Raw genomic sequence first — 26,343 nt, forward strand, 5'->3', positions numbered from 1 at the left:
AAGTGCCACGCCAGCACCCCCAGCAGCCCGCGAATGCGCTCCGCAAAGGCGCTTCTACTGGTGGGGTGCACGGGGTGTTATGGCGGCCTTGTCGACCATCGCTGCCGGCTGTCGGATGGGAGGACATGCGGTTCTTGTTTTTTCGCTGCACGGGAGTGGTTTGCCAGTCAGGATCATTCTTGCCGGGTTTTCCTGGTTCGTGCCGCGTGACGGTCAGTGATCTCGTCAATGCGGTGATCGTCAATTGACCCCTGCCGCCCGAACTCGGTATACTAGCAAAGTTTTTCTGGCCTTGGCGCGGCCGTGCGACAGGTAGACGAAGAGGTTATATGGAATATCTTTTTTCTGTGGTTCTGGCGGTGCACCTCCTGGCAGCGGTGAGCGTGATTGGTCTCGTCCTGGTGCAGCACGGCAAGGGCGCTGACATGGGGGCTGCTTTTGGCAGTGGCTCTTCCGGCAGCCTTTTTGGCGCGACCGGTTCCGCCAATTTCCTTAGTCGCGCCACCGCGGTGCTGGCCACGGTCTTCTTTGTGACCAGCTTGTCGCTGGCGTATCTGGCATCGAGCGCACCAAAAACGACTGGCAGTGTGATGGAGGATGCGGTAAGATCTGCGCCTGTTCCAGCGCCACCATCCGGTGCTGTTGAGCAGGGTCAGGTGCCAGCAAATCCTGACTCGAAGGCGAAGGATATTCCCCGGTAATCGGGTTTGAAAGCGGCGGCGAGAGAAGTTGTATGCGTGTATTCCTCGAAGTTCTCGCCTGCTGAGTGTAGTAATGCCGACGTGGTGAAATTGGTATACACGCTATCTTGAGGGGGTAGTGACTTCGGTCGTATGAGTTCGAGTCTCATCGTCGGCACCAGGAATGGTCATCCAAAATGGGTGGCTGTAAGTCTGAATCGAAGCGCTAGTGGGGCGGATCATGCTGGAAGGCTATTTCCCGGTACTTGTCTTCATACTGATTGGTGTGGCCTTCGGCCTCATGCCGGTGGTGATGGGGATGATGGTCGCTCCGCATCGTCCCGACAGCGCAAAGCTCTCCCCGTACGAATGCGGCTTCGAGGCTTTCGAAGATGCGCGCATGAAGTTTGATGTGCGCTACTACCTGATTGCCATCATCTTTATTCTTTTCGATCTCGAGGTCGCTTTCCTCCTGCCGTGGGCGACGATCTTCAAAGAGATTGTCGAGACCGATTCGGTAAAGTGGTTTGGTTTCATCGAGATGCTGATTTTCATCGCCATTCTGGTCGTTGGCTACGTGTATGCCTGGGCCAAGGGCGCGCTGGACTGGGAGTGAGCGATGGGAATTGACGGCATTCTGCAGGAAGGCTTCGTCACCACGACGGCCGACAAGCTGATCAACTACGTGCGTACCGGTTCGATGTGGCCCATGAGCTTTGGGCTTGCCTGCTGCGCCATCGAGATGATTCATGCCGGCTGTTCGCGCTACGACCTGGACCGTTTCGGCATTGTCTTTCGTCCCAGCCCCCGGCAGTCTGATGTGATGGTTGTCGCCGGGACTCTGACCAACAAGATGGCGCCGGCAATGCGCAAGGTTTACGACCAGATGGCCGAGCCGCGCTGGGTGATTTCGATGGGTTCCTGCGCCAATGGCGGTGGTTACTATCATTACGCCTACTCGGTGGTGCGTGGTTGTGACCGCATCGTTCCCGTCGATATCTATGTTCCGGGCTGTCCGCCGACGGCCGAGGCGCTGATTTATGGTCTGATACAGTTGCAGAACAAGATTCGTCGGACCAGTACCATCGCCCGCTGAACACAACCAATTGAGAGTGAGTCATGTCCGCCAAGTTGGAAGCGCTTAGCCAGAACCTGCAGCAGTGTCTCGGTGATCGAGTGAAGTCCCTGAAGTTGGCGTTCGGCGAGGTGACTCTCGAGGTGGAGGCCGCCGACTACTTCTCCGTCATGCTGTCATTGCGCGACGAGCCTGATCTCGCTTTTGAAGAGCTGATCGATCTGTGCGGTGTTGACTACTCGACGTATGGCAATGAGCCGCGCGAGGGTCGCCGCTTCGCGGCAGTCAGTCACCTGTTGTCGGTCGCCAAGAATTGGCGCCTGCGCGTACGCTGTTTTGCGCCTGATGACGATTTTCCGTCCTTGCCTTCGGTGACTTCGATCTGGAACAGCGTCAACTGGTTCGAGCGCGAAGCTTTCGACCTCTTCGGCATCGTTTTTCCAGGGCACGACGACCTGCGCAGGATTCTCACCGACTACGGCTTTATCGGCCATCCGTTCCGCAAGGATTTTCCGATTTCCGGTTACGTCGAAATGCGCTACGACCCCGAGCAGCAGCGCGTGATCTATCAACCGGTGACCATCGAGCCGCGCGAGATAACGCCGCGGATCGTTCGTGAAGCGACCTACGGGAACGCCGAAAATGCCTGAACTGCGCAACTTCACTCTCAACTTCGGGCCACAGCACCCGGCTGCGCACGGCGTGCTGCGGATGGTTCTGGAGCTTGACGGCGAAGTCGTCATGCGTGCCGATCCGCATATCGGTCTGCTCCACCGGGCGACCGAAAAGCTTGCTGAAACGAAGACCTGGATTCAGACGGTGCCGTACATGGACCGTCTCGACTACATGTCGATGATGTGCAACGAGCATGCTTATTGCATGGCTGTCGAACGCCTCCTGCAGGTTGAGGTGCCGATCCGGGCGCAGTACATCCGGGTGATGTTCGACGAAATCACGCGCATCCTCAATCACCTCCTGTGGGTCGGCTGTCATGGTCTTGACGTCGGCGCGATGACCATGGTGCTTTACGCCTTCCGTGAGCGCGAAGACCTGGTTGATGCCTACGAAGCGGTTTCCGGTGCGCGCATGCACGCGGCCTACTACCGTCCGGGCGGCGTCTACCGCGACCTGCCCGATCGCATGTCGCAATACCAGGAGTCGAAGTGGAAGAGCGCCGCGCAGATCAAGCCCTTCAACGAGGCGCGCAGTGGTTCTCTGCTCGATTTTCTTGACGATTTCGCCGGCCGTTTTCCGAAATTGCTCGATGAGTACGAGACGCTGCTCACCGATAACCGGATCTGGAAGCAACGCCTGGTCGATGTGGCCATCGTCACCCCCGAGCGTGCGCTGCAGCGTGGCTTTACCGGTCCGATGCTGCGTGGCTCGGGTATTGCCTGGGATTTGCGCAAGAAGCAGCCTTACGAAGTCTATGACCGGGTCGAGTTCGACATTCCGATTGGCAAGACCGGTGATTCCTACGATCGCTACCTGGTGCGCATGGAAGAGATGCGGCAGTCGAATCGCATCCTCAAGCAGTGTATCGACTGGCTGCGGCAGAACCCGGGCCCGGTGATGTCCGACAACCACAAGGTTGCGCCACCCGATCGCGAAGCCATGAAGTCGAACATGGAAGAGCTGATTCATCACTTCAAGCTGTGTACCGAAGGCATGCACGTGCCGGAAGGTGAGGCCTATTCGGCGGTCGAGCATCCCAAGGGGGAGTTCGGTATCTACATTATTTCTGACGGGGCGAACAAGCCTTACCGCTTGAAGATACGTGCTCCGGGCTACGTGCACCTGTCGGCAATGGACGAGATGGCGCGTGGTCACATGCTGGCCGATGTGGTCACCATTATTGGTTCGCAAGACGTTGTTTTTGGCGAGATTGACCGCTGATGTTGACTTCAGAATCCCTTAAGAGAATTGACCGCGAAATCGCCAAGTATCCGGTGGTCCAGAAGCAATCGGCGGTCATGGCCGCCCTGGCGATTGCCCAGGAGCAGCAGGGCTGGTTGTCCAGTGAAGCGATCGAGTGCGTTGCCAACTATCTCGGCATGGCGCCGGTGGCTGCCTACGAGGTGGCGACTTTCTACAACATGTACGACCTCAAGCCTGTCGGCAAGTACAAGCTGTCAGTGTGCACCAATTTGCCGTGCATGCTCAGCGGCGGTGTCGATGCCGGCGAGTATCTCAAGAACAAGCTTGGCATCGGCTATAACGAAACGACGCCGGATGGCCTGATCACGCTCAAGGAAGGCGAGTGTATGGGCGCTTGCGGCGATGCACCGGTGATGATCGTCAACAATCGTCGGATGTGCAGCTGGATGAATCCCGAGCAAATCGACCAACTGCTGGCGGAGCTGAAGTAATGGCCATTCTCGGTGCAATCAACCCGATGTTGAGCCTCGGCCTGGATGGTGACAAGGCCTGGCGTCTGGCCGACTACGTCAAGCGTGGCGGTTACTCGGCGCTGCGGCGTATTCTCGAAGAGAAACAGACGCAGGAATTCGTCATCAACGAGGTCAAGAAATCGGTCTTGCGCGGTCGTGGCGGTGCTGGCTTCCCGACCGGTCTCAAGTGGAGTTTCATGCCCCGCTCGTTTCCCGGTGACAAATACGTGGTCTGCAATTCGGACGAAGGCGAGCCGGGTACTTTCAAGGATCGCGACATCCTGCGTTACAACCCGCATTCGGTGATCGAAGGGATGGCCATTGCTGCTTTCGCGATGGGCGCTGCGCGTGGTTACAACTATATTCACGGCGAAGTCTGGGAGATCTACGAGCGCTTCGAGGAGGCGCTCGACGAAGCGCGAGCGGCGGGCTTCCTGGGCAGCAATCTGCTTGGTTCCGGCTTCAACTTCGAGCTCTTTGCGCATCACGGTTACGGCGCCTACATCTGCGGCGAGGAAACCGCGCTGCTCGAGTCGATCGAAGGGAAGAAGGGCCAGCCTCGCTTCAAGCCGCCTTTCCCGGCTTCCTTCGGCCTTTATGGCAAGCCGACCACGATCAACAACACCGAGACCTTTGCCTCGATCCCGTACATCATCACTCTCGGTGGCGAGGCCTATCTCGATGCCGGCAAGGCGAACAACGGGGGCACAAAACTGTTCTCGATTTCGGGTCACGTCAAGCGGCCCGGCAACTACGAAATCCCGCTCGGAACGCCTTTCGCGACCCTGCTCGAGATGGCCGGTGGAATGCGCGGCGGTCGGCAGTTGAAGGGGTGTATCCCCGGCGGTTCCTCGTCGCCAGTAGTGCCCGGGCCGGCGATGATGGAATGCACGATGGATTACGATTCGATCAGCAAGGCCGGCTCGATGCTCGGCTCGGGCGCGGTCATCGTAATGGACGAAACGACCTGCATGGTGAAAGCGCTGGAGCGCCTTTCCTTCTTTTACTACGAAGAATCCTGCGGGCAGTGCACCCCCTGTCGCGAAGGAACCAACTGGCTGTACCGGGTCGTGAACCGCATCGAGACCGGGCGTGGGCGTGCCGACGACCTGGACCTGCTGTCCAGTGTCACTACCAACATCATGGGTCGCACCATCTGCGCGCTCGGCGATGCTGCGTCCATGCCGGTACAGAGCTTCATCAAGCATTATCACGACGAGTTCGCGTACCACATCGAACACAAGAAGTGCCTCGTGCCCGTTGATGTCCAGCGCGCCGGCAGCGGCTTCTTCACGGCAACGGCTTAAGGTACCAGACGATGGAAATCGAAATCGACGGCAAGATAGCGCAGGTGCCTGATGGCAGCACCATCATGGACGCTGCACAGCAGTTGGGCGCCTATATCCCGCATTTCTGCTATCACAAGAAGCTGTCGATCGCGGCCAACTGCCGGATGTGCCTGGTACAGGTCGAGAAAGCGCCCAAGCCGCTGCCGGCCTGTGCAACGCCGGTGACCAACGGCATGAAAGTGTTCACGCATTCCGAGCTGGCGGTGACTGCCCAGAAAGGCGTGATGGAGTTCCTGCTGATCAATCACCCGCTCGATTGCCCTATCTGTGATCAGGGCGGCGAGTGCCAGTTGCAGGATCTGGCGGTGGGTTACGGCGGCAGTGCTTCCCGTTTTCAGGAAGCCAAGCGGGTTGTTTTCCACAAGGACGTCGGCCCCCTGATTTCGATGCAGGAAATGGCACGCTGCATTCACTGCACGCGCTGCGTTCGCTTCGGCCAGGAAATCGCTGGCGTCATGGAACTCGGCATGGCCAATCGCAACATGCACGCCGAGATCATGACTTTCGTCGGCCGCTCGATCGATTCCGAGCTGTCGGGTAACATGATCGACCTCTGTCCGGTCGGTGCGCTGACTTCGAAGCCCTTCCGCTATTCGGCGCGCAGCTGGGAGTTGTCACGTCGCAAGTCGGTCAGCCCGCACGACAGTATCGGTGCCAACCTGACCGTGCAGATCAAGAACAATGTCGTGATGCGTGTTCTGCCGCGTGAGAACGAAGAGGTCAATGAGTGCTGGATCTCGGACAAGGAGCGCTTCTCCTACGAGGCGCTCAATTCGCCGGCGCGGCTGACGCGGCCGATGATTCGCGTCGATGGTGCGCTCCGCGAAGTCGAGTGGAAGACGGCGCTGGACTATGTCTCGCATGCGCTGAAGGACATTACCCGCAGCAACGGTGGTGAGTCGGTGGCCTCTCTGGCGTCGCCGCATGCCACTCTGGAAGAGCTCTATCTGCTTCAGAAGCTGACTCGCGGTATGGGCTCCGGGAGCGTCGATTTTCGTCCTCGTCGGCGTGATTTTAGCGCCGACGGCAAACTTGGCGGTACGCCCTGGTTGGGGCTGCGTCTTGCCGAGATCAAGGATTTGGATGCGGTCCTGGTGGTCGGTAGCTTCCTGCGCAAGGACCATCCGCTGTTCGCCCAGCGTCTGCGTCAGGTCGGCAAGAAATGGGGCAAAGTCAGCCTGCTGTCGGTGAGCGCCGACGATCCTTTGATCAACTTGCATGCGCAGCTGACCGTCAGCCCAGCGGACTTGCCTTCGGCATTGGCCAGGATCGTCAAGGCGGCTGCGCAGTTGAAGAACGAAGCGGTTCCGGAAGGGCTCGAGTCCGTCGCCCCATGTACGACCAGTCAGGCCATCGCCGCCAGTCTGGTCGAAGGCGAGAAGGGTGCGATTTTCCTGGGCAATGTTGCTGAACAGCATCCGCACGCAGCGCAGCTGCATGCGCTGGCCTGCGAACTGTCGCGGCTTACCGGCGCCAGTTGCGGTTTTATTGGCGAGGCGGCCAACAGTGTCGGCGGCTACGTCGCCAAAGCCTTGCCGACGGTACTGAATGCTCACGAAATGTTCGCTCAGCCGCGCCAGGCCTACCTGCTGCACGGCATTGAGCCGGAGCTCGACTGCCACGATCCGCAACAGGCGCTGGCGGCACTCAAGCAGGCTGCCCTGGTGGTGATGCTGACGCCTTTCGCTGATGGCGCTTGCAGCGAGTACGCCGACGTTCTGCTGCCGATTACCCCGTATACCGAGACTTCGGGGACATTCGTCAACAGCGAAGGTCGTGTGCAGAGTTTCAACGGTGTCGTCCGTCCTTTGGGAGACGCCCGCCCGGGCTGGAAAGTCTTGCGCGTTCTCGGCAATCTGCTGGCGGTAGCGGGCTTCGACTACGAATCGAGCGAAGAAGTGCGCGATGAAGTCATCGCCGCGGGCGAAGACTTTGTCGATGGCCTGGACAACAAGGTCACTGCGGTTCCCTGCGTTGCCTGGTCCTTGATCAGCATTCCTGGTGGCCTGCAACGCGTGGCCGAGGTGCCGATCTATTCGGCTGACCCGCTCGCCCGTCGCGCGGCTGGACTTCAAAAGACCCACGACGCGCTGCCGCCGAGCGCTCGGATATGCGCCGAAACGCTGCAGGCCCTTTCCCTCAATGATGGCGTTTCGGTACGGGTCCGGCAGGGGAGCGGCGAAGTCGTGCTGACCGCCAAGGCCGACCCAACGGTGCCGGCGGGCTGTGTTCGGGTGGCCGCGGCGCATGTTTCGACCGCTGCGCTGGGTGAGATGTTCGGTGCGATCAACGTGGAGCGTGCATGATGCTTGATGCGCTGCGGGAACTGCTGCAAGGTCTGTTTGGCTCGGTTTTTCCATTGGTGTGGACGCTGCTCAAGATCGTTCTGATCATCGCGCCGCTGCTGCTCGGCGTTGCCTACCTGACCTTCTGGGAAAGAAAGGTCATCGGCTGGATGCAGGTTCGCATCGGCCCCAACCGGGTCGGCCCCTGGGGGCTGATCCAGCCGATTGCCGATGGCTTGAAGCTGTTCCTGAAGGAGGTCGTTGTTCCGACCGGTTCGGACAAGAGTGTTTTTGTGATTGCCCCGATGTTCGCCTTCGCGCCGGCACTGGCGGCCTGGGCGGTGGTGCCGTTCAACGACACCCTGGTCCTGGCCAACGTCAATGCCAGTCTGCTCTACGTCATGGCCATCAGCTCGATCGGCATCTACGGGATCATCCTGGCCGGCTGGGCCTCCAATTCGAAGTACGCTTTTCTTGGCGGCATGCGCTCGGCAGCGCAGATGATTTCCTACGAAATTTCGATGGGACTGGCGCTGGTCGTCGTGCTGATGGTTTCCAATAGCCTGAACCTCGGCGACATCGTGAGTAGTCAGGGGCGGGGGATTTTTGCCGACCACGGCGTCGGCTTCCTGTCGTGGAACTGGCTGCCGCTACTGCCGATGTTTGTCGTCTATCTGGTGTCGATCGTCGCCGAAACCAACCGTGCGCCATTCGATATGGCCGAAGGTGAATCGGAGATCGTCGGTTTTCACTGCGAGTACTCGGGAATGGCGTTTGCGGTCTTCTTCCTGGCCGAATACGCGAACATGATCCTGGTGTCGACGCTCACCTCGCTGCTCTTTCTGGGCGGCTGGTTGTCGCCGGTCGGCTTCCTGCCCGACGGCCTGTTGTGGCTGTTCCTGAAAATCGCCGCAGTGTTGTTTTTCTTCCTCTGGATTCGCGCCACTTTCCCTCGCTATCGCTACGATCAGATCATGCGCCTGGGCTGGAAGGTTTTCATTCCGCTGTGCCTGATCTGGTTGGTCGTGGTCGGTTGCTGGATGATGTCGCCGCTGAACATCTGGAAGTGAGAGGCTAGTCATGGGTTCGATGAAGGAAATTTTCAACAGCCTCCTGCTCAGGGAGTTGTTCAAGGGCATGTCGGTGACCGGGCGTTACATGTTTGCCCGCAAGATCACTGTTCAGTATCCGGAAGAAAAAACGCCGCAAAGCTTCCGCTTCCGTGGCCTGCATGCGCTACGTCGCTATCCCAATGGCGAGGAGCGTTGTATCGCCTGCAAGTTGTGCGAAGCGGTTTGCCCGGCGCTGGCGATCACCATTGAATCCGACCAGCGCGAAGACGATTCACGGCGTACGACGCGCTACGACATTGATCTGACCAAGTGTATTTTCTGTGGTTTCTGTGAAGAGGCCTGTCCGGTTGACGCCATCGTTGAGACGCGGATTTTCGAGTATCACGGGGAAACGCGCGGCGACCTCTACTACACCAAGGCAATGTTGCTGGCCAATGGTGACCGTTACGAAGAGCAAATCGCCGCTGACCGCGAACTCGACTCGAAATACCGCTAACAGGCCTACGCGATGGAATTCAAGACCTTCGTTTTCTACTTTTTCTCGGCGATCCTGGTGTTTGCCGGCCTGCGCGTGATCACCTCGCGCAATCCGGTGCATGCAGCGCTGTTTCTTGTCCTTGCCTTCTTTTCGGCGGCCGGTGTCTGGATGCTGCTGCAGGCCGAGTTCCTGGCTATCGCGCTGATCCTGATTTACGTCGGGGCGGTGATGGTGCTCTTCCTTTTTGTGGTCATGATGCTGGACATCAACCTCGATCGTTTGCGCGAAGGCTTCTGGAGCTACTTGCCCCTGGGCTCGATCATTGCCTTGCTGATGGTCACCGAAATGGCCCTGGTCCTCGGTGGCAACTACTTCGGCCTGTTTGAAAGCGGCGTGCCGCAGGCGACCGCCGAAGTGAGCAACGTCAAGGCGGTTGGCCGTTTGATCTTCACCGAGTACGTCTATCCCTTCGAGCTGGCATCGGTCATCCTGCTCGTCGGGATTGTCGCCGCGGTGGCCCTGACGCAGCGCGGCAAGCGCAAGAACAAGTCGGTCAACCCGGCGCAGCAGGTGTTTGTCAAGGCCGCGGACCGGGTTCGCGTGCTGCAGATGCCCGCCGAAAAGCGAGATTGACCGCGCCGTCGGCGCAGAGCTGAAACAAGACTGAGAATAAGAGCGGGCGGCAGCCACTTGCCGCCCCGAGCAGAAGGAATCAGGGAGGCATCTTGCTTACACTGTCGCATTTTTTGATCCTGGGCGCGATCATGTTCGCGATCAGCGTCGTCGGCATCTTTCTCAACCGAAAAAATCTGATCATCATCCTGATGTCGATCGAGTTGATGCTGCTGGCGGTGAACATGAACTTCATCGCTTTCTCGCACTTCATGCAGGACCTTGCCGGGCAGGTTTTCGTCTTCTTCATCCTGACTGTTGCTGCCGCCGAGGCGGCGATCGGGCTGGCGATTCTGGTGGTGCTGTTCCGCAACCTGAAGACCATCCATGTGGATGATCTGGACAGCCTGAAGGGTTGAACATGGAAATGCAAAAGCTCTACCTCCTGGTTCCGCTGGCGCCACTTTTTGGCGCCATCATTGCCGGCCTCTTCTGTCGGGTGATCCCGCGCTGGGTGGCGCACACGGTGACCATCGCCGGTGTGGCGATCGCCTTCATCGCTTCCTATATGATCTTCAAGGATGTGCAGGCCGGCAACACCTTCAACGGCCCGGTTTACCGCTGGCTGACCTCCGGTGAGTATCACTTCGAGGTCGGTTTCCTGATCGATCAGCTGACGGTCACCATGATGCTGGTGGTTACCTTTGTATCGCTGATGGTGCATATCTACACCATCGGCTACATGCAGGATGATCCTGGCTACAACCGCTTCTTCAGCTACATTTCGCTGTTTACCTTCTCGATGCTGATGCTCGTGATGAGCAACAACTTCATGCAGCTGTTCTTTGGTTGGGAAGCCGTCGGCCTGGTCTCCTATCTGCTGATCGGTTTCTGGTATACCCGACCAACGGCTATTTTCGCGAACATGAAAGCCTTCCTGGTCAACCGCGTTGGTGACTTCGGCTTCATCCTCGGTATTGGCCTGGTACTTAGCCACTTCGGTACTCTGGACTATGCGGCTGTCTTCGCCAAGTCGTCCGCGCTTGCGGCGACGACGATCCCGCTGTTCGGCGCCGGCAGTGAGGTGGCGCTGATGTCCGCGATTTGCATCCTGCTATTCATCGGTGCCATGGGCAAGTCGGCACAGGTGCCGCTGCATGTCTGGCTGCCCGATTCGATGGAAGGTCCGACGCCGATCTCGGCGCTGATCCACGCGGCGACGATGGTCACTGCGGGCATCTTCATGGTCGCGCGCATGTCACCGCTGTTCGAGTTGTCGGACACTGCGCTGTCCTTCGTTATCATCATCGGCGCGATCACGGCGCTGTTCATGGGCTTTCTCGGCGTCATCCAGAACGATATCAAGCGCGTCGTCGCCTACTCGACGCTGTCGCAGCTGGGTTACATGACCGTGGCGCTGGGTGCTTCGGCCTACTCGGTGGCAATTTTTCACCTGATGACGCACGCTTTCTTCAAGGCCTTGCTGTTCCTGGCCGCGGGTTCGGTGATTATCGGCATGCACCACGACCAGGACATCCGCAACATGGGCGGCCTGCGCAAGTACATGCCAATTACCTGGATCACCTCCCTGGTCGGCTCGTTGGCGCTGATCGGAACGCCTTTCTTCTCTGGTTTCTACTCCAAGGACTCGATCATCGAGGCGGTAGCGCTATCGAACATCCCCGGTTCGGGCTTCGCCTACTTTGCGGTGATGGCCAGTGTCTTCGTCACCGCTCTCTACGCGTTCCGCATGTACTTCCTGGTCTTCCACGGGGAAGAGCGCTTCGGTAAGGCGGCGCATCATGAGCAGGTGGTGCACGTCAAGGCTGGTGCTCACGCTGCTGATGACCATCACGACGAGGCGCACGATGACGCCCATGGCGAAGAACACCATGGCCTGGCTCCAGGGCAGAAGCCGCACGAGACGCCCTGGGTGGTGACCCTGCCGCTGATTCTGCTGGCGATCCCCTCGGCCATCATCGGCTTCATCACCATCGAGCCGATGTTGTTCGGCGACTTCTTCAAGGGCTCGATTTTCGTCGATAGCGAAGCGCATCCGGTGATGGAAGAGCTTGCTCATCACTTCCACGGCGCTTTCGCCATGGCCACACACGCGGTGACTACGGCCGTTTTCTGGCTCGCGCTGCTCGGTGTTGTCGCCGCCTGGTACCTGTACATGAAGCGTCCGGATATTCCGGTCGCCATCAAGGCCCGCTTTGGCGGGGTGTATACGCTGCTCGACAACAAGTACTATTTCGACAAGTTCAACGAAGTGGTCTTTGCCGGTGGTGCGCGTTTGCTCGGCCGCGGGCTGTGGAAGGGTGGCGATGTCGGCATGATCGACGGAATGGTTGTCAACGGTGCCGTGCGCCTGGTCAGCTGGTTCGCAACCCTGGCACGCTTCTTCCAGAGCGGCCATATTTACCACTACGCTTTTACGATGATTATCGGCGTGTTCGTCTTGATGACCCTTTGGGTCACGCGCGCTTGAGCTAGACAAAGACTGGGAACGATATGTTAGCCACGCCGCTTCTCTCGCTTGCCATCTGGGTACCGATCCTTGCCGGTTTCGTAGTCCTGGCGACCGGCGCCGATCGCAATGCACCTCTCGCCCGGATGCTCGCCCTGTTGGGGGCAATCGCCGGCCTGCTGGTGACTATTCCGCTCTACACGGGCTTTGACCTGAACACGCCGGCTATGCAGTTCGTCGAGCTGCACAGCTGGATTCCGCGTTTCAACGTCAATTATCACCTCGGCGTCGATGGCATCTCGATGCTCTTCGTGCTGCTCAACAGCTTCATCACGGTGACCGTGATTCTTGCCGGCTGGCAGGTCATCAATAGCCGGGTTGCGCAGTACAACGCGGGCTTCCTGATCATGTCCGGCCTGTTGAACGGAATTTTTTCGTCGCTGGATGGCGTGCTGTTCTACGTCTTCTTCGAAGCCTCCTTGATTCCCCTGTACCTGATCATCGGCATCTGGGGCGGTTCCAACCGGGTCTATGCGGCGTTCAAGTTCTTCCTGTTTACCCTCATGGGCTCGCTGCTCTTCCTGCTTGCGCTGCTCTATCTGTTTGTCGAGTCAGGCGGCAGCTTTTCGATTCTCGACTGGCACAAGTTGCCGCTCGCTCTGACCGCGCAAACCTGGCTTTTCCTTGCCTTCCTGGTCGCCTTTGCAGTCAAGGTGCCGATGTGGCCGGTGCATACATGGTTGCCGGACGCGCACGTCGAAGCGCCGACGGGAGGATCGATCGTCCTGGCAGCCATCGCCCTGAAGCTGGGTGCCTACGGCTTCCTGCGTTTCTCGCTGCCGATCGCCCCCGATGCCTCGCACGAGCTGTCCTGGCTGCTCATCACCCTGTCGCTGATCGCGATTATCTACATCGGTTTTGTCGCCCTGGTCCAGGAAGACATGAAGAAGCTGGTGGCCTATTCGTCGATTGCGCACATGGGCTTCGTTACCCTCGGCTTCTTCATGTTCAATGCCCTCGGTATCGAAGGGGCGCTGGTACAAATGATCTCGCACGGCTTCGTCTCCGGGGCGATGTTCTTCTCGATCGGCGTGATGTACGATCGTATGCACTCGCGGCAGATTGCCGACTACGGCGGTGTGGTCAATTCGATGCCCAAGTTCGCCGCCTTCTTTATGCTCTTCGCAATGGCCAACGCGGGCCTGCCGGCCACTTCCGGTTTCGTCGGCGAATTCATGATCATCCTGGCGGCGGTGGACTACAACTTCTGGGTGGCCTTCGCTGCGGCCACGACGATGATTGTTGGCGCCGCCTATACCTTGTGGATGTACAAGCGCGTGGTCTTTGGGGCGGTCGCCAACCACCATGTCGCCGAGCTTACCGACATCAATCGTCGGGAGTTCCTCATTTTCGTGTTGTTCGCTGCTGGCGCGCTAGGCATGGGTCTCTATCCGCAGCCCTTTACTGAAGTCATGCACAGCTCGGTCAATGAGCTACTGCGTCACATCGCTCTCAGCAAGATCCAATAATTGGTAGCCGCTATGACTCTTGCCGATATGCAGTTCCAGGTCCCCGATCTTCGCCTCGCGAGCGCGGAGATCTTCATGTTGTTGATGGCTTGCGTGATCCTGATCGTTGATCTCTTCGTCAAGGACCGCAAGCGGACGGTTATCTTCGTTGCTACTCAGCTGACGCTGGTCGGCGCGGCAGTGGTCACTTTTGCGACCAGTACCGGCGAGATCGGCTACACCTTCAGCAACATGTATGTCGGCGACCTGATGGGTGACCTGCTGAAGCTACTGGTTTACCTGACGGTGATCATCGTCCTGTTCTATTCGCGCGATTACATTCTCGAGCGCGAGCAGATGGCCAGAAGCGAGTACTACGTACTGGCGCTGTTCGCCACTCTCGGCATGATGGTGATGATTTCGGCGAACCACTTCCTGACCGTTTATATCGGTCTCGAACTGCTTTCGCTGTCGCTCTATGCGCTGGTGGCGATGAATCGTGATTCGGTGCCGGCCACCGAGGCGGCAATGAAGTACTTCGTGCTCGGGGCCCTGGCTTCCGGCCTGCTGCTCTACGGCATGTCGATGATCTATGGCGCCACCGGCACGCTGGAGATCACCGCGGTTGCTGAACGCCTGTACACAGGGCAGGCCAACAAGCCGATTCTCGTTTTCGGACTTGTTTTCCTGGTCTCTGGCATCGCTTTCAAGCTCGGTGTGGTTCCCTTCCACATGTGGATTCCAGACGTTTATCACGGCGCCCCGACAGCGGTTGCCTTATTCATTGCCAGCGCTCCGAAGCTCGCCGCGTTTGCGATCGTCATGCGCATGCTGGTCAACGGCCTGATCGTCCTGGCGCAGGACTGGCAGACGATGTTGATTCTGCTGGCGGTGCTGTCCATGGCCGTCGGTAACATCGCCGCCATTGCGCAGACTAATCTCAAGCGCATGCTCGCCTATTCGGCTATTTCGCACATGGGCTTCATGCTCCTTGGGCTGGTCTCTGGCGTCGTCGGTGGCGACGCGCGCTTTGCACTGAATGCCTACAGCTCGTCGATGTTCTATGTCATTACCTATGTACTGACCAGCGCCGGAACTTTCGGCATGATTCTCCTGCTCGCGCGTGGCGGCCTCGAATCGGACCAGATCCAGGACTTCAAAGGGCTCAACAAGCGGAGTCCATGGTTTGCGGCGGTAATGATGATGATGATGTTCTCGATGGCCGGGATCCCTTTCTTTGTCGGCTTCTTCGCCAAGTTCTCGGTCCTGCAGGCGGTCGTTGCCAGTGGCAACCTGTGGCTGGCGGTCGTTGCCGTGTTGTTCTCGCTGATTGGTTGTTTCTACTACCTGCGCATCGTCAAGATCATGTACTTCGACCAGCCGACCAACACCACGCCGATCCATGCACCGCTGGACATGAAGATTCTGATGTCGGCCAACGGTCTGGCGGTAGCCTTGCTGGGAATTTTCCCGCAAGCGCTGATGTCTCTTTGTGCGTTCGCTCTTCTGCGCTCGCTGTGACCACGGCGTAGCTCGACCGGAACGCCCCGCCAGCCGGGGCGTTTTCATTGGGAGTCCAGAAATGAAAACCGATTACCCACACCTGCACGAGGAGCAACTTGAGAGCACGCAGGTCTTTCGTGGCCGCCTGCTCGACGTCCGCCTTGACCGTGTGCGCCTGCCGGACGGAGAAGAGTGTCAACGCGAATACGTACGCCACCAGGGTGCGGTGGCGGTCATCGCGCAGCTGGACAATGGTCAGTTGCTTCTCGTTCGCCAGCACCGTTATCCCTTGCGCCGCGCTTTTCTCGAGTTGCCGGCCGGAAAAATCGATCCCGGCGAGGCCATCCTCGACACCGCCACGCGGGAACTGCGTGAGGAAACGGGGTATAGCGCTGCCGATTGGCGCCATCTTGGCGTAATGCATCCTTGTGTGGGCTATTCGGACGAGCGTATCGAGATCTTCCTGGCGCGCGGCGTACGCCGTGAAGCCGAGCAGAACCTGGACAGCGGGGAGTTCATGGATGTCCTGAGCCTGTCTCTTGAAGACGTCCTGGCGGCCATAAAGTGCGGTGAGATCACCGACGCCAAGACCATCACCGGCCTGTTCTGGGCGGAGAAGGCCATTCTCGCCGGCTGGTGAGCTGTGCCAATTCAAGGGCCTCTCGTTCGCGCTGCGAGTTTCGCCCGCGCTCAGCTTCCGTATCGTGCTTGAATGACTTCCGAAAAAGTAGAATTGGCGTCTCGTGACCCCTATGACAGCTAGTCGGATCTCCCTTGCAGAGTTTCACGGCCTATCTTGAGCGTCTGACCGTTGCGCGACGCGTCTACGGCTTTACTGCCGTGGCGCTTCTTGCGCTGCTCGCCGTCGGGGCGTCGCTCTTTGCCGGCGGGCAGCGTCTTGAAGAGCCCACCAGCCAGTCCTATCGGCAGGCGCACGCCGCGCTGGCTATGGTCAAGGAGCTGCGCTATCAACTGCTCTCCATGCAGCTGCTACTGCGCGACCTGATCGGTGGAGAAAAGGGTGGCCGGCGAACGGCACTCGAACAGCAGCTGGCCGCCGCTGACGCGCGCTTTCTCGAAAGCTTGCAGCAGCTGCGCACCCTGCATGAGGGCGATCAGCAAGAGCTTGCGCAGGCCGAAGTCCTCTATCGGGCGCTGATCAGCCACCATGCTCGTGGCAGCGAGGCGCTGCAAAGCGGTGTAGTGCAGAGTGCCGGGCGGCGCAGCCTGGCATCGACGTCCGGGAATCCTGCCCTGCTACTGAGCCAACAGCTCGAACGGATTGGCGAAGCAGCGTCGGCCGAAATCCAGCGCCTGCAGGCCCTCGCCAGCGATGTCCAGCACGGCGAGCGGCGGCAGCGGGCGATCTCTCTTATGGTCGTCTGCGCGGCGCTGTTGTTGCTGGCCGCCGCCTTCCTGGTCCGCTCGCTTGTGCGGCCGCTACAGCGCCTGAGTGAGAGCATCGCCAGCCTTTCGCAGGGCAGGCTCGAGCAGGTCATTCCCTGCCAGGAACAGGACAGCGAAATCGGCGAGATCGGGCGGAATGTCGCGACCCTGAAGAGTGCCTATCAAGGGATGGCGGCACAGCGCTGGATCAGGACCAATATCTCGACTGTTTCGAGAGAGCTGCGACAGGCCGCGAGCTTCACCGATCTCGGTGAGAAGCTGATGGCCGGCCTGATGCCCTTGCTGGGTGCTGCGCAAGGCGCTTTCTTCATCGTCACCGAGAAGCGCCAGACCCTGAAAATGATCGCCACTTACGGCGTCGACCGGCGCTCCGAGCTGGCCATCATCGCGTTTGGTGAAGGGCTGGTCGGACAGTGCGCGCGCGACGGCCGCTTGCGGGTGATCAGCGACCCGCCCGAGGGCTATGTGCGCATTCGCTCCGGGCTGGGTGAGGCCGCCGCCAAGGCCATTCTGTTGGCGCCCGTGATGCGCGCCGAGCGATCGCTGGCGGTCATCGAACTGGCTTCATTGCGTCCTTTCAGCGACGATGAGCGAGCGGTCCTCGATGGCTTGCTGCCGATCGTGGCCATGAATCTCGAGATCATCGAACGCAACACGCGTACCGAGCGACTGCTCGAGGCGACGCAGCAACAGGCCGAACAGTTGGAAAAACAGGCCGCCGAGCTGGCGGCGATGGAGGAGCACAGCCGCCTGATCCTGGGCTCGGTGAGTGATGGCATTCTCGGCCTCGACCGTGATGGCCTGCTGATTTTCGCCAATCCGGCGGTCCTCCGCCTGCTCGGCTACACCGCGGCAGAGATTTTCCGCCAGCCCTTCCACGAGTTGGCGCACTACGCCTACGCCGATGGTCGTGATTTTCCCTACGCCTGCTGTGCGATGCATCTGACCGCGCAGGATGGACAGACGCGCCAGGTCGACAACGAAGTCCTGTGGCGCAAGGATGGCACGCCCTTGGCTGTCGAGTACGCTACGACGCCGTTCCACAAGGCCGATGTTCTCGTCGGTACGGTCATCGTTTTTCGCGACGTTACCGAGCGCCGCGCCGCGGAAGTGCGCCTTCGGCAGGCACACGACGAGCAGACGGCGATTCTCGAAACCGCCAGCCTCGGGATCGCATTCATCAAGAAGTGCGTTTTTGTCAACGTCAATCGCCGCCTGGGTGAATTGCTCGCTTGCACCGCCGAGGATCTCATTGGCAAGCAGGCGACGCTTTGTGTTCCGGAAGGCGCCTACCCGCTTGCCGACGGAGGCTTCAACAGCGGCTTGACGCCTGGCGAGATCCTGGTGCGGGTGATCGAACTGCAGCGCCAGGACGGCGCGCGCTTCTGGTGTCGGGTCAGCGGACGGGCAGTCGACGCCGCGTCGCTGGGGCAGGGAACGGTGTGGACCTTCGAAGACGTGAGCAAGGAACGTGAGGCTGCCGACGCGATGCAGCGCTCGCAGGAGTTGGCCGAGGATACGCTACGCATGAAAACGGGTTTTCTGGCCAACATGAGTCATGAAATTCGCACTCCGATGAACGCCATCATCGGCATGTCGCATCTGCTCGCCGAGACCGAGCTGAGCTCATGCCAGCGCGACTATGCAAAAAAAATCCGTGACTCGGGGCAGCATCTGCTGGCCATCGTCGACGACATTCTCGATTTTTCCAAGATCGAGGCAGGCAAGTTGATGATCGAGCAGGCCGAGTTTGCGCTCGAAGACGTTCTTGAGCAGACACTCGACCTGATGCGGGCCAAGAGCAAGCGCAAAGGACTGCAAGTACTTATTTCCCTCGATCCTTCGCTGCCGCCACGACTCGTCGGCGACTCCTTGCGTCTGGGGCAGATTCTGATCAACTACACCAACAACGCGGTCAAGTTCACGGAGCAGGGCGAGGTGGAGATCCGGGTCAGCGTCCGTGACAGCGATGCGCAAAGCCTGCTTCTCCATTTTGCCGTCAGAGACACCGGCATCGGCTTGACCGGTGAGCAGATATCGCGACTGTTTGAAAGTTTTTCGCAGGCCGATACCTCGACCACCCGCCGTTTTGGCGGTACCGGTCTCGGTCTGGCGATTTCCAAAAAACTTGCCGAACTGATGGGGGGCGAAGTTGGCGTCAGCAGCGAGTACGGCAAGGGCTCGACCTTCTGGTTCACCGCACGGCTGCGCCCTTCCGCTCACGCGCCGCAAGCTGCCGTGGCTGCGCCGGGAGAGGAGTTACGCCTGCCGAGTGGCGAGGCCGAGGCGTCCCAGGACCTGCTTGCCTCACCATTGTTCGAGGCGGCCAGGGTTGACCAGGTGCGCTTGCAGCAGGTCTGTGGCAAGCTCTCGGCTTTGCTGATCGACAGCGACTCGGAAGCAGGCGACTTCCTGGCTGCCGAGGCGGCAAGGCTGCGCGCAGCTTTTGGCGGCAACTATCGGGCGATTGAACTGGCGGTACGCGCTTACGACTATGAAGCGGGGCTGGCAGCGCTGCGCACCGCCGCCGCTGCTGCCGGGATTGCAGTTTGACCAAAACGGGTGATCGATATGGACGCACTGCACTTCAACGACAAAGCCACCATCCTGGTGGTCGACGACACGCCAGACAATCTGGCGCTGATGTCGGCGTTGCTCAAGAACACCTACAGGGTGAAAGTTGCCAACCACGGCGACAAGGGACTCCGGATCGCGACATCGGTGACGCCTCCTGATCTGATCCTGCTGGATGTGATGATGCCGGATATCGACGGTTACGAGGTCTGTCGACGCCTGAAGGCCGACCCCAGGACCTGCCACATTCCGGTCCTCTTCCTGACCGCCCGATCGGAAGCCGAGGACGAGCGGAAGGGGCTGGCACTCGGCGCTGCCGACTATATTACCAAGCCGATCAGCCCTCCGATTCTGCTCGCCCGTGTGGCGACTCAGCTGACACTGAAGGCCAGTTCCGACTTTCTTCGTGACCGGAATGACTTCCTGACCGCCGAGGTGGAGCGGCGGACGCGCGAACTCGAGGCGGTTCAGGACGTGACCATTCTGGCGCTGGCGTCGCTGGCGGAAACCCGCGATGCCGAAACCGGCAAGCACATCCTGCGTACGCAGCGTTACGTCAAGGCACTGGCAGAAAAGTTGCGGACGCATCCGCGTTTCTCGGGCTTCCTCACCGAGCAGAATATCAAGACGCTGTTCAAATCCGCGCCCTTGCACGATATTGGCAAAGTCGGCATCCCCGACCGCATCCTCTTGAAGCCAGGTCGTTACGAGCCGCATGAGCTTGAAATCATGAAGAATCACACCCTGCTTGGCAGGGATGCCATTCAGCTCGCCGAAGACTGGCTGGGGACACGGGTCGAGTTCCTGACCATCGCCAAGGAAATCGCCTTCTGTCATCAGGAAAAATGGGACGGCAGTGGCTATCCGGAAGCGCTGGTGGGTGACAGCATTCCGGTCTCGGCTCGGCTGATGGCGGTCGCCGACGTTTATGACGCGCTGATCAGTCGGCGCGTCTATAAGGCGCGGCTATCGCATGAGAAGGCAGCGCAAATCATCGTCGAGGGGCGTGGTAGCCATTTCGACCCGGACATGGTCGACGCCTTTATCGAGATTCAGGACGAGTTTCGTGAAATTGCGCAGCTCTATCCGGACTCTGACGGCGACTTCCAGAAGAAAATCGAGTTTCTTGCGCAGGCCGTCGCCGACCAGGCTTGAGCGAGCCTGCAGCGCTCCCTAGCGCTCCGCCGCTGTCGCTTCCGAAACAGCGAGCGGCGCCTGTTTCTCGCCAGCGAGCGCCTGGACGGCCGCCCGCAGTTCAAGGACCTCGCTTTCCAGGCGCGCCACGCGCTCTGCAAGTTCCGCGTTCGCGCCGCCGCTGGCCGTGGCCTGCGCTTCACCCGACTGGAGAGGCTCCGGCGCTCCGCAGAGCAGGTGCACCCAGCGATGCTCCCGAGAACCCGGCTGTTTGGGGAGTTTAATGACCATTGCGCCGCCGCTGCGCGCCGTCAATTCCTCGAGATACGCTTCAACCGACGAGGCATCGTCGAAGCGATACAAGCGTTCGCAGTTGGCACGCAACTCACTGACCGTTTGCGCGCCGCGCAGCATGAGCATCGCCAGCAAGGCGACACCGGCCGCCGGCACGCCGTACACCTTGGCAAAATTCTGTGCATAACGGAGTACGCGGCCCGAGGCGCCGTAAGTTTCAAGTACCAACAGACGGCTGCGCAGTTCTTCGAGCGTTGTTTGCAGTTCGCTATCGCTGGCGTGGATCACCGGCTCGCGCGCGGTTTTCTGGTTGCAGCCGGCACTCAAGCTGTTCAGCGTCAGCGGATAGGCGTCTGGTGTTGTCTTTTCCTTTTCGATCAACACTCCGAGGATGCGCGATTCGAGAAAGCTCAGCTCTTGCGGGGGGGCGGACGCTAGGGTCATGCTTCGCTCCATTCTCGGTCGATCGGCAGGCTAGGCTGCGCCAGGGCAGTGAACTTGGTCCTCAAGTGAGCAACTGCCCGTGTTCGCGTGAGCTGTGGAAGCCGACACTCGGCCACTTCTCGCTGGTCACCTCGAGGTTGTAGCGCGTGCTGGCCAGGTAAACGGGATTGCCGTCGACATCCTTGGCCATGCGGTGCAGTTGCTCGCGCTCGAAATTGCGCCGCGTGTTGGCATCGGGGAAGGTCAGCCAGCGGGCGGTGTAGATGTCGGCCGATTCGAAGATGGCATCGACCTTGTACTCGCTTTGCAGGCGCTGGGCAACCACTTCGAACTGCAGCGTGCCGACGGCGCCGAGTAGCAGCGCGCCGCTGCCGAGGTTCTCGAAGACCTGGATCGCGCCCTCTTCGCCGAGCTCCTGCAGCCCTTTCTGCAACTGCTTGCTTTTCAGCGGGTCGCGCAGCCGTGCTACCCGAAAGAGCTCCGGCGAGAAATAGGGGATGCCCTTGAAAGCCAGCACCTCGCCTTCGCTGAGGCAATCGCCGATGTGCAGGTTGCCGTGGTTGTGTATGCCGATGATGTCGCCAGCAACGGCGTCTTCCATCAACAGGCGCTCATTGGCCATGAAGGTCAGCACGTTGGCCAGTTTCATTTCGCGATCGAGGCGAACGTGTTTGACCTTCATTCCCGGGGTGTAGCGGCCCGAGCAGACGCGGAAAAAAGCAATCCGGTCGCGGTGCTTGGGGTCCATGTTGGCCTGGATCTTGAAGACAAAGCCGCTGAATGCTGCTTCAGCGGGTTGCACGATGCGCTCGCCACCGTTGCGTTCCTGTGGTGGCGGTGCCCAGTTGAGCAGCGCTTCGAGAATCTCCTGGACGCCGAAGTTGTTGATTGCCGAGCCGAAGAAGACCGGCGACTGGCGGCCGGCGAGAAAACCGGCCAGCTCGAAAGGCCCGCTCGCCCCCTGGATCAGCTCGACATCCTCGCGCAGTTTGGCGACCTCGGTGGGGAACTGCGCGTCGAGCAGTGGGTTGGCCAGACCGTCGAGGCGCTCTGACTCGCTGCGCCTTTCCTGCCCGGCGGCGAAATGCAGCAGGCGGTCGTTGAGCAGGTGATAGACGCCACGAAAAGTCTTGCCCATGCCGATCGGCCAGGTGATCGGCGCGCATTCGATGCCGAGCACCGATTCGATTTCCTCGAGCAGCTCGAAAGGTTCGCGGACCTCGCGGTCGAGCTTGTTGACGAAAGTGATGATCGGCGTGTCGCGCATGCGGCAGACATTGAGCAGCTTGATCGTCTGCGCCTCGACGCCCTTGGCGGCGTCGATGACCATCACCGCCGCATCGACAGCCGTCAGCACGCGGTAGGTGTCTTCGGAGAAATCTTCGTGCCCGGGTGTGTCGAGCAGATTGACGGTGTGTCCCTGGTAGTCGAACTGCATCACCGAACTGGTCACCGAAATGCCACGCTGTTTCTCGACCTCCATCCAGTCCGAAGTGGCGTGGCGAGCGCTCTTGCGCCCCTTTACCGTTCCCGCGAGCTGGATCGCGCCGCCGAAAAGCAGCAGCTTCTCGGTCAGCGTCGTCTTGCCGGCGTCCGGGTGGGAAATGATCGCAAAGGTCCGCCGCTTGGCGACATCGCGCTGGATGTCAGGCGGAAAGGCGCTTTCGCTGCGGCTGTCGTGTGGGGAGTCGTTGGCGGTGTTGGCGGTGCTGGCGGTGGTGCTCATCAGGAAGCTTTCGGCGGCAGGAAAACAAAAGCCGCCGGCCGGGAAGATGAAGAATGACCCGCTGGCGGTGCGCAGGCCGAACTATAGCAAGACTGGGCGCGCGCTGGAACCGCGCTGCCTCCGGCCCGTCACTTGATGTCGAGCGCCCACTGAATCACGTATTTGGCGGCGAAGCCGAGCATGCCGAAGGTCAGGCCCAGGAAGATCACGAAAGTTCCGAGCTTGCCGGCCTTGGATTCCCACGCCAGTTGTCCGACGATGAACAGCATGTAGAGAATGAATGAGCCAAGGCCGACGGAAAGGCCAAAGGCAGCAATCTGTTCCTCGGAGAATCCAAGCATCGACTCGTTCACTGCGCTCGCGGACGCTCAGGCAAGGCGCTGGCATCAACCAGCGCGCGGTAAGCGTGCCAGCTGGCGTGGCCCAACACGGGAATGAGCAGGATCAGACCGAGCATGGCCGTCGCAAAACTGATCAGTACCAGCAACATGATCAGTGCCGCCCAAACGGCCATCGGGCCAGGGTTGGCGAGAACGACCCGCCAGCTGGTCAGGACCGCCATCAGCAGGTTGCTGCGCCGGTCGAGGAGCAAGGGCATGGCGACGATGCTGGAGGCGAAGATCGGCGCTGCCAGTACGCCACCCATGGCCAGCCAGGTTTCGAAGAGGAGATTGTCTCGACTCAGTACGACGTAGCGCAGGAAGTCCGCTGGCGCGTTGATGGGCACAGGGGCGAGCAGGGTAATCAGCGCCGCCGAGGTGACTACCCATCCCGTGCCGGCCAGTGCCAGCAGAAGACCGAAGCGTACCAGGCACCAATAACCGCCCGATTCCATGAAGCGGGATTGCTGCCAGCTCAGCCAGGTGTCCCGCAGCAGTGGCCAGCCGATGCTGCGGTCATGTTCGACGGCGCGACTCATGGCGTACAGACTGGTCGCCAGCACCGGGGCCACGACCAGAAAGCCCGAGAAGGCGCCGGCCAGCAGCCAGAAATGCTGGTAGGCGTTGGCCATCAGCGCGAGGCCGAAAGCGGCCAGCAAGACCCCGTGCGCCAGACTCAGGGAGCCGCAACGGCGCAGGTCGCGCCAGCCCAGGCGCAGCCATTGCAGAGGCGCGCTCAGGGGGACGACGAGCACCTGGGGCTGCAGCGGGGAGATCTCGGCCGGGGGAGGGGTCATGAGTGTCGCGAGTTGGTCATTGCGGAAATGAGTTTAGTGCACTGCGGCGCTCTTGGCGAGCCCGTGCGCATTGCTGAACCCGCGTTTTCTGCGCGGCTCGCCAGTCTGTCGCTCAATTTCTCAGCCAGTGCCGCACACCGCGGCCTGCCGCGTGGCCGCTGGCGAGGCAGGCGGTGAGCAGATAACCGCCGGTCGGAGCTTCCCAGTCGAGCATTTCGCCGGCGCAGAAAACGCCGGGAAGGTCCTTGAGCATCAGCTGCTCGTCGAGGGCGGTGAAGCAGACGCCGCCGGCGCTGCTGATTGCTTCGTCGAGCGGGCGCGTGGCGAGCAGGCGTAGCGGCAGGGCCTTGATCGCTGCCGCCAGGCGTGCCGGATCGACAAACTCATCGCTGGCCAGGCATTCGCGCAGCAGCGCGACCTTGGCACCCTTGAGCCGCAGGCGGCTTTGCAAATGGCTGGAGAGTGAGCGCGCGCCACGTGCTCGCGCCACTTCGGCAAGCACGCGTGCGGCTGTGTGCTCGGGTAGCAGGTCGAGGTGCAGCGCTGCCGACCCCTGGGCGTCTATGGTGTCGCGCAGGGCGGCTGACAGGGCGTAGATCAGACCGCCTTCGACGCCGTTCGTCGTGAGCATGAACTCGCCGCGGCGGCGATGCATGACGCCGTCGGCGTCGACCAGGGAGGCGCTGACGGCCTTGATCGGCTGGCCGGCGAAGCGCTCACGAAGGTGTTCGCTCCAGGCCGCGTCGAAGCCGCAGTTGGCCGGCCGCAGCGGTGCCAGCGCGATGCCCGCTTGTTCGAGGAGCGCGAACCACTTGCCGTCCGAACCGAGCCTCGCCCAACTGCCGCCACCGAGGGCCAGTACGACGGCATGCACTTGCTGCTGTTGTTCGCCCTGCGGGGTGGCGAAAGATAGTCCGATGCGGCCCTCGCCAGCCGGCGTCCAGCCACTCCAGCGATGGCGCATGTGGAAGCGTACGCCCGTGCGGCGCAGTCGCTGCAGCCAGGCGCGCAGCAGAGGCGCGGCTTTCATGTCGGTCGGGAAAACGCGCCCTGAGCTGCCGATAAAAGTTGCTACGCCGAGGCCGTGTACCCACTCGCGAAGCCTTGTCGGAGGGAAGGCGTCGAGCAGGGGCGAGATCTCCTTTTGCCGTGCGCCGTAACGCTTGCGAAGCTCTTCGGCAGGCTCGGCGTGGGTGATGTTCAGACCGCCCCTGCCGGCCATCAGCAACTTGCGGCCGGCTGAAGGCATGGCGTCGTAAACATCGACGCTGACGCCAGCGTTGGCGAGCACTTCGGCAGCCATCAGGCCGGCCGGGCCAGCACCGATGACGGCTACCAGCGGCTCGGCCGACGAGACGCGAGCGGTCGTCAATTTCAGGCGATTGCCAGGCGCGCGGCCTGAGTCTGGCGATCGCACAAGCGGCCCAGGCCGAGTACCGGCAGGGCTGCTTGCAGACGTTCCGGGTGGGCGGTGGCGAACAGCGTCAAGCGGCCGCCGCTGCTGGTGCCTGCTCCGGCGAGGCGCACGCACTGGCGGGCGACGGCGTCGGCGACGTCGACCAGCGTCGCTCGATTGGCGACCAGCGGTTCGAGAACCGGGCGCAGGAAGCTATAGTGCGTACAGCCAAGAACAATCTGGTCGGCGCCGGCGGCGAGCAGTGGCGCCAGATGCTGGCGTGCTTCTGCGGCGAAATCGGGGTCGTCGAGGTGCAAGCTTTCAACGCGGCTTGCCCAGCCATCACAGGCGATGACGTCGACCTGCACGCCGCCTGCATGCTGCCGGATCAGCTCGGCCAGGCGCTTGCTGCGGGTGGTCGACAGCGTTGCCAGTACTGCGATACGGCCGCTGCGCGACGCCATCGCCGCCGGTTTGACGCCGGGTTCGACGCCGACCACCGGCAGCCCGGGAAGCAACTCGCGGAACGCGGCCACGGCCGCCGCCGTGGCGGTGTTGCAGGCGACGACAATAAGGCTGCAGCCTTGCGCGACCAGATGCTTGCCAATGACCAAAACCCGGTCACGGATGAAGGCATCGCTCTTGTCGCCGTAGGGAACGTTTGCGGTGTCGGCGAAGTACAGCAGGTCGGCTTGCGGGAGCGCTCGGGCGATGGCGGCGAGGACCGAGAGTCCGCCGAGTCCGCTGTCGAAAATGCCGATCATGGGC

At 60.7% G+C, this 26,343-nt stretch carries 24 protein-coding genes and 1 tRNA gene; 19 read left to right on the forward strand and 6 right to left on the reverse strand.

Annotated elements, in window-relative coordinates; translation table 11 throughout:
* The first annotated feature begins 329 nt into the window (after positions 1-329).
* The 19 genes from secG to V5B40_RS16760 all read left to right on the forward strand — a co-directional run bounded on the left by secG (position 330) and on the right by V5B40_RS16760 (position 20,559).
* Positions 330-701 carry a preprotein translocase subunit SecG gene (gene secG / locus V5B40_RS16670; protein ID WP_332355539.1) on the forward strand — a complete coding sequence of 124 codons (372 nt, stop codon included), beginning with the start codon at positions 330-332 and terminating at the stop codon, positions 699-701.
* Between the two features lie 75 nt (positions 702-776).
* A tRNA-Leu gene (locus tag V5B40_RS16675) sits at positions 777-861 on the forward strand.
* Between the two features lie 60 nt (positions 862-921).
* On the forward strand, positions 922-1,296 hold the full coding sequence (locus tag V5B40_RS16680) for an NADH-quinone oxidoreductase subunit A (RefSeq protein ID WP_332355540.1): 375 nt from the start codon (positions 922-924) through the stop codon (positions 1,294-1,296).
* A gap of 3 nt (positions 1,297-1,299) precedes the next feature.
* A complete protein-coding gene (locus tag V5B40_RS16685) occupies positions 1,300-1,776 on the forward strand; it encodes a NuoB/complex I 20 kDa subunit family protein (protein ID WP_211203576.1) in 477 nt (158 codons plus the stop codon).
* A gap of 23 nt (positions 1,777-1,799) precedes the next feature.
* The gene (locus V5B40_RS16690) at positions 1,800-2,405 is read left to right on the forward strand and encodes an NADH-quinone oxidoreductase subunit C (protein WP_332355541.1); all 606 of its coding nucleotides are present in this window, start codon (positions 1,800-1,802) and stop codon (positions 2,403-2,405) included.
* Positions 2,398-3,651, forward strand: coding sequence for an NADH-quinone oxidoreductase subunit D (locus tag V5B40_RS16695; protein ID WP_332355542.1), 1,254 nt, complete (start codon positions 2,398-2,400; stop codon positions 3,649-3,651). Before V5B40_RS16690 ends, V5B40_RS16695 begins: the two co-directional genes overlap by 8 nt.
* Entirely contained in the window at positions 3,651-4,124 is a 474-nt protein-coding gene (gene nuoE / locus V5B40_RS16700; RefSeq protein WP_332355543.1) for an NADH-quinone oxidoreductase subunit NuoE, read from the forward strand. The genes V5B40_RS16695 and nuoE overlap by 1 nt, the downstream gene beginning before the upstream one ends.
* Positions 4,125-4,150: 26 nt before the next feature.
* Complete coding sequence (gene nuoF / locus V5B40_RS16705) at positions 4,151-5,452, forward strand: NADH-quinone oxidoreductase subunit NuoF (RefSeq protein ID WP_332355783.1); 1,302 nt, start codon at positions 4,151-4,153, stop codon at positions 5,450-5,452.
* An 11-nt stretch (positions 5,453-5,463) separates the two neighbouring features.
* The gene (gene nuoG / locus V5B40_RS16710; protein WP_332355544.1) at positions 5,464-7,800 is read left to right on the forward strand and encodes an NADH-quinone oxidoreductase subunit NuoG; all 2,337 of its coding nucleotides are present in this window, start codon (positions 5,464-5,466) and stop codon (positions 7,798-7,800) included.
* Positions 7,797-8,849 carry an NADH-quinone oxidoreductase subunit NuoH gene (gene nuoH / locus V5B40_RS16715; RefSeq protein WP_332355545.1) on the forward strand — a complete coding sequence of 351 codons (1,053 nt, stop codon included), beginning with the start codon at positions 7,797-7,799 and terminating at the stop codon, positions 8,847-8,849. The genes nuoG and nuoH overlap by 4 nt, the downstream gene beginning before the upstream one ends.
* Positions 8,850-8,859: 10 nt before the next feature.
* Complete coding sequence (nuoI, locus tag V5B40_RS16720; protein ID WP_291996928.1) at positions 8,860-9,348, forward strand: NADH-quinone oxidoreductase subunit NuoI; 489 nt, start codon at positions 8,860-8,862, stop codon at positions 9,346-9,348.
* A gap of 12 nt (positions 9,349-9,360) precedes the next feature.
* The gene (locus tag V5B40_RS16725; protein WP_332355546.1) at positions 9,361-9,963 is read left to right on the forward strand and encodes an NADH-quinone oxidoreductase subunit J; all 603 of its coding nucleotides are present in this window, start codon (positions 9,361-9,363) and stop codon (positions 9,961-9,963) included.
* Positions 9,964-10,055: 92 nt separating this feature from the next.
* On the forward strand, positions 10,056-10,361 hold the full coding sequence (gene nuoK / locus V5B40_RS16730) for an NADH-quinone oxidoreductase subunit NuoK (protein WP_042335334.1): 306 nt from the start codon (positions 10,056-10,058) through the stop codon (positions 10,359-10,361).
* Between the two features lie 2 nt (positions 10,362-10,363).
* The gene (gene nuoL, locus V5B40_RS16735; protein WP_332355547.1) at positions 10,364-12,433 is read left to right on the forward strand and encodes an NADH-quinone oxidoreductase subunit L; all 2,070 of its coding nucleotides are present in this window, start codon (positions 10,364-10,366) and stop codon (positions 12,431-12,433) included.
* Positions 12,434-12,456: 23 nt separating this feature from the next.
* Positions 12,457-13,941, forward strand: coding sequence for an NADH-quinone oxidoreductase subunit M (locus V5B40_RS16740; protein WP_332355548.1), 1,485 nt, complete (start codon positions 12,457-12,459; stop codon positions 13,939-13,941).
* A gap of 27 nt (positions 13,942-13,968) precedes the next feature.
* Positions 13,969-15,441 carry an NADH-quinone oxidoreductase subunit NuoN gene (gene nuoN / locus V5B40_RS16745; RefSeq protein ID WP_332355785.1) on the forward strand — a complete coding sequence of 491 codons (1,473 nt, stop codon included), beginning with the start codon at positions 13,969-13,971 and terminating at the stop codon, positions 15,439-15,441.
* 61 nt (positions 15,442-15,502) lie between these two features.
* Positions 15,503-16,063, forward strand: a complete 561-nt coding sequence (locus V5B40_RS16750) for an NUDIX hydrolase (protein ID WP_332355549.1) — start codon at positions 15,503-15,505, stop codon at positions 16,061-16,063.
* Between the two features lie 134 nt (positions 16,064-16,197).
* Positions 16,198-19,383: an ATP-binding protein gene (locus V5B40_RS16755; RefSeq protein WP_332355550.1), complete on the forward strand. Its 3,186-nt coding sequence runs from the start codon at positions 16,198-16,200 to the stop codon at positions 19,381-19,383.
* Positions 19,384-19,401: 18 nt separating this feature from the next.
* Entirely contained in the window at positions 19,402-20,559 is a 1,158-nt protein-coding gene (locus tag V5B40_RS16760; RefSeq protein ID WP_332355551.1) for a response regulator, read from the forward strand.
* A gap of 18 nt (positions 20,560-20,577) precedes the next feature.
* On the opposite strand, the gene V5B40_RS16765 is transcribed toward V5B40_RS16760, so the two are convergent.
* The 6 genes from V5B40_RS16765 to murI all read right to left on the reverse strand — a co-directional run bounded on the left by V5B40_RS16765 (position 20,578) and on the right by murI (position 26,339).
* Positions 20,578-21,276, reverse strand: a complete 699-nt coding sequence (locus V5B40_RS16765) for a YceH family protein (RefSeq protein ID WP_332355552.1) — start codon at positions 21,274-21,276, stop codon at positions 20,578-20,580.
* A 61-nt stretch (positions 21,277-21,337) separates the two neighbouring features.
* Complete coding sequence (locus V5B40_RS16770) at positions 21,338-23,002, reverse strand: peptide chain release factor 3 (RefSeq protein WP_332355553.1); 1,665 nt, start codon at positions 23,000-23,002, stop codon at positions 21,338-21,340.
* Positions 23,003-23,130: 128 nt separating this feature from the next.
* A complete protein-coding gene (locus V5B40_RS16775; protein WP_169064917.1) occupies positions 23,131-23,343 on the reverse strand; it encodes a DUF2788 domain-containing protein in 213 nt (70 codons plus the stop codon).
* Between the two features lie 8 nt (positions 23,344-23,351).
* A complete protein-coding gene (locus V5B40_RS16780; protein ID WP_332355554.1) occupies positions 23,352-24,179 on the reverse strand; it encodes a DUF2189 domain-containing protein in 828 nt (275 codons plus the stop codon).
* Positions 24,180-24,291: 112 nt separating this feature from the next.
* On the reverse strand, positions 24,292-25,551 hold the full coding sequence (locus V5B40_RS16785; protein ID WP_332355555.1) for an NAD(P)/FAD-dependent oxidoreductase: 1,260 nt from the start codon (positions 25,549-25,551) through the stop codon (positions 24,292-24,294).
* A gap of 2 nt (positions 25,552-25,553) precedes the next feature.
* Positions 25,554-26,339 (reverse strand): glutamate racemase, encoded by a 786-nt coding sequence (gene murI, locus V5B40_RS16790; RefSeq protein ID WP_332355556.1) that lies wholly within the window; start codon positions 26,337-26,339, stop codon positions 25,554-25,556.
* Positions 26,340-26,343 lie beyond the last annotated feature (4 nt).

The sequence above is a fragment of the Candidatus Accumulibacter meliphilus genome, assembly GCF_036625345.1.
Classification (GTDB): Bacteria; Pseudomonadota; Gammaproteobacteria; order Burkholderiales; family Rhodocyclaceae; genus Accumulibacter; species Accumulibacter meliphilus.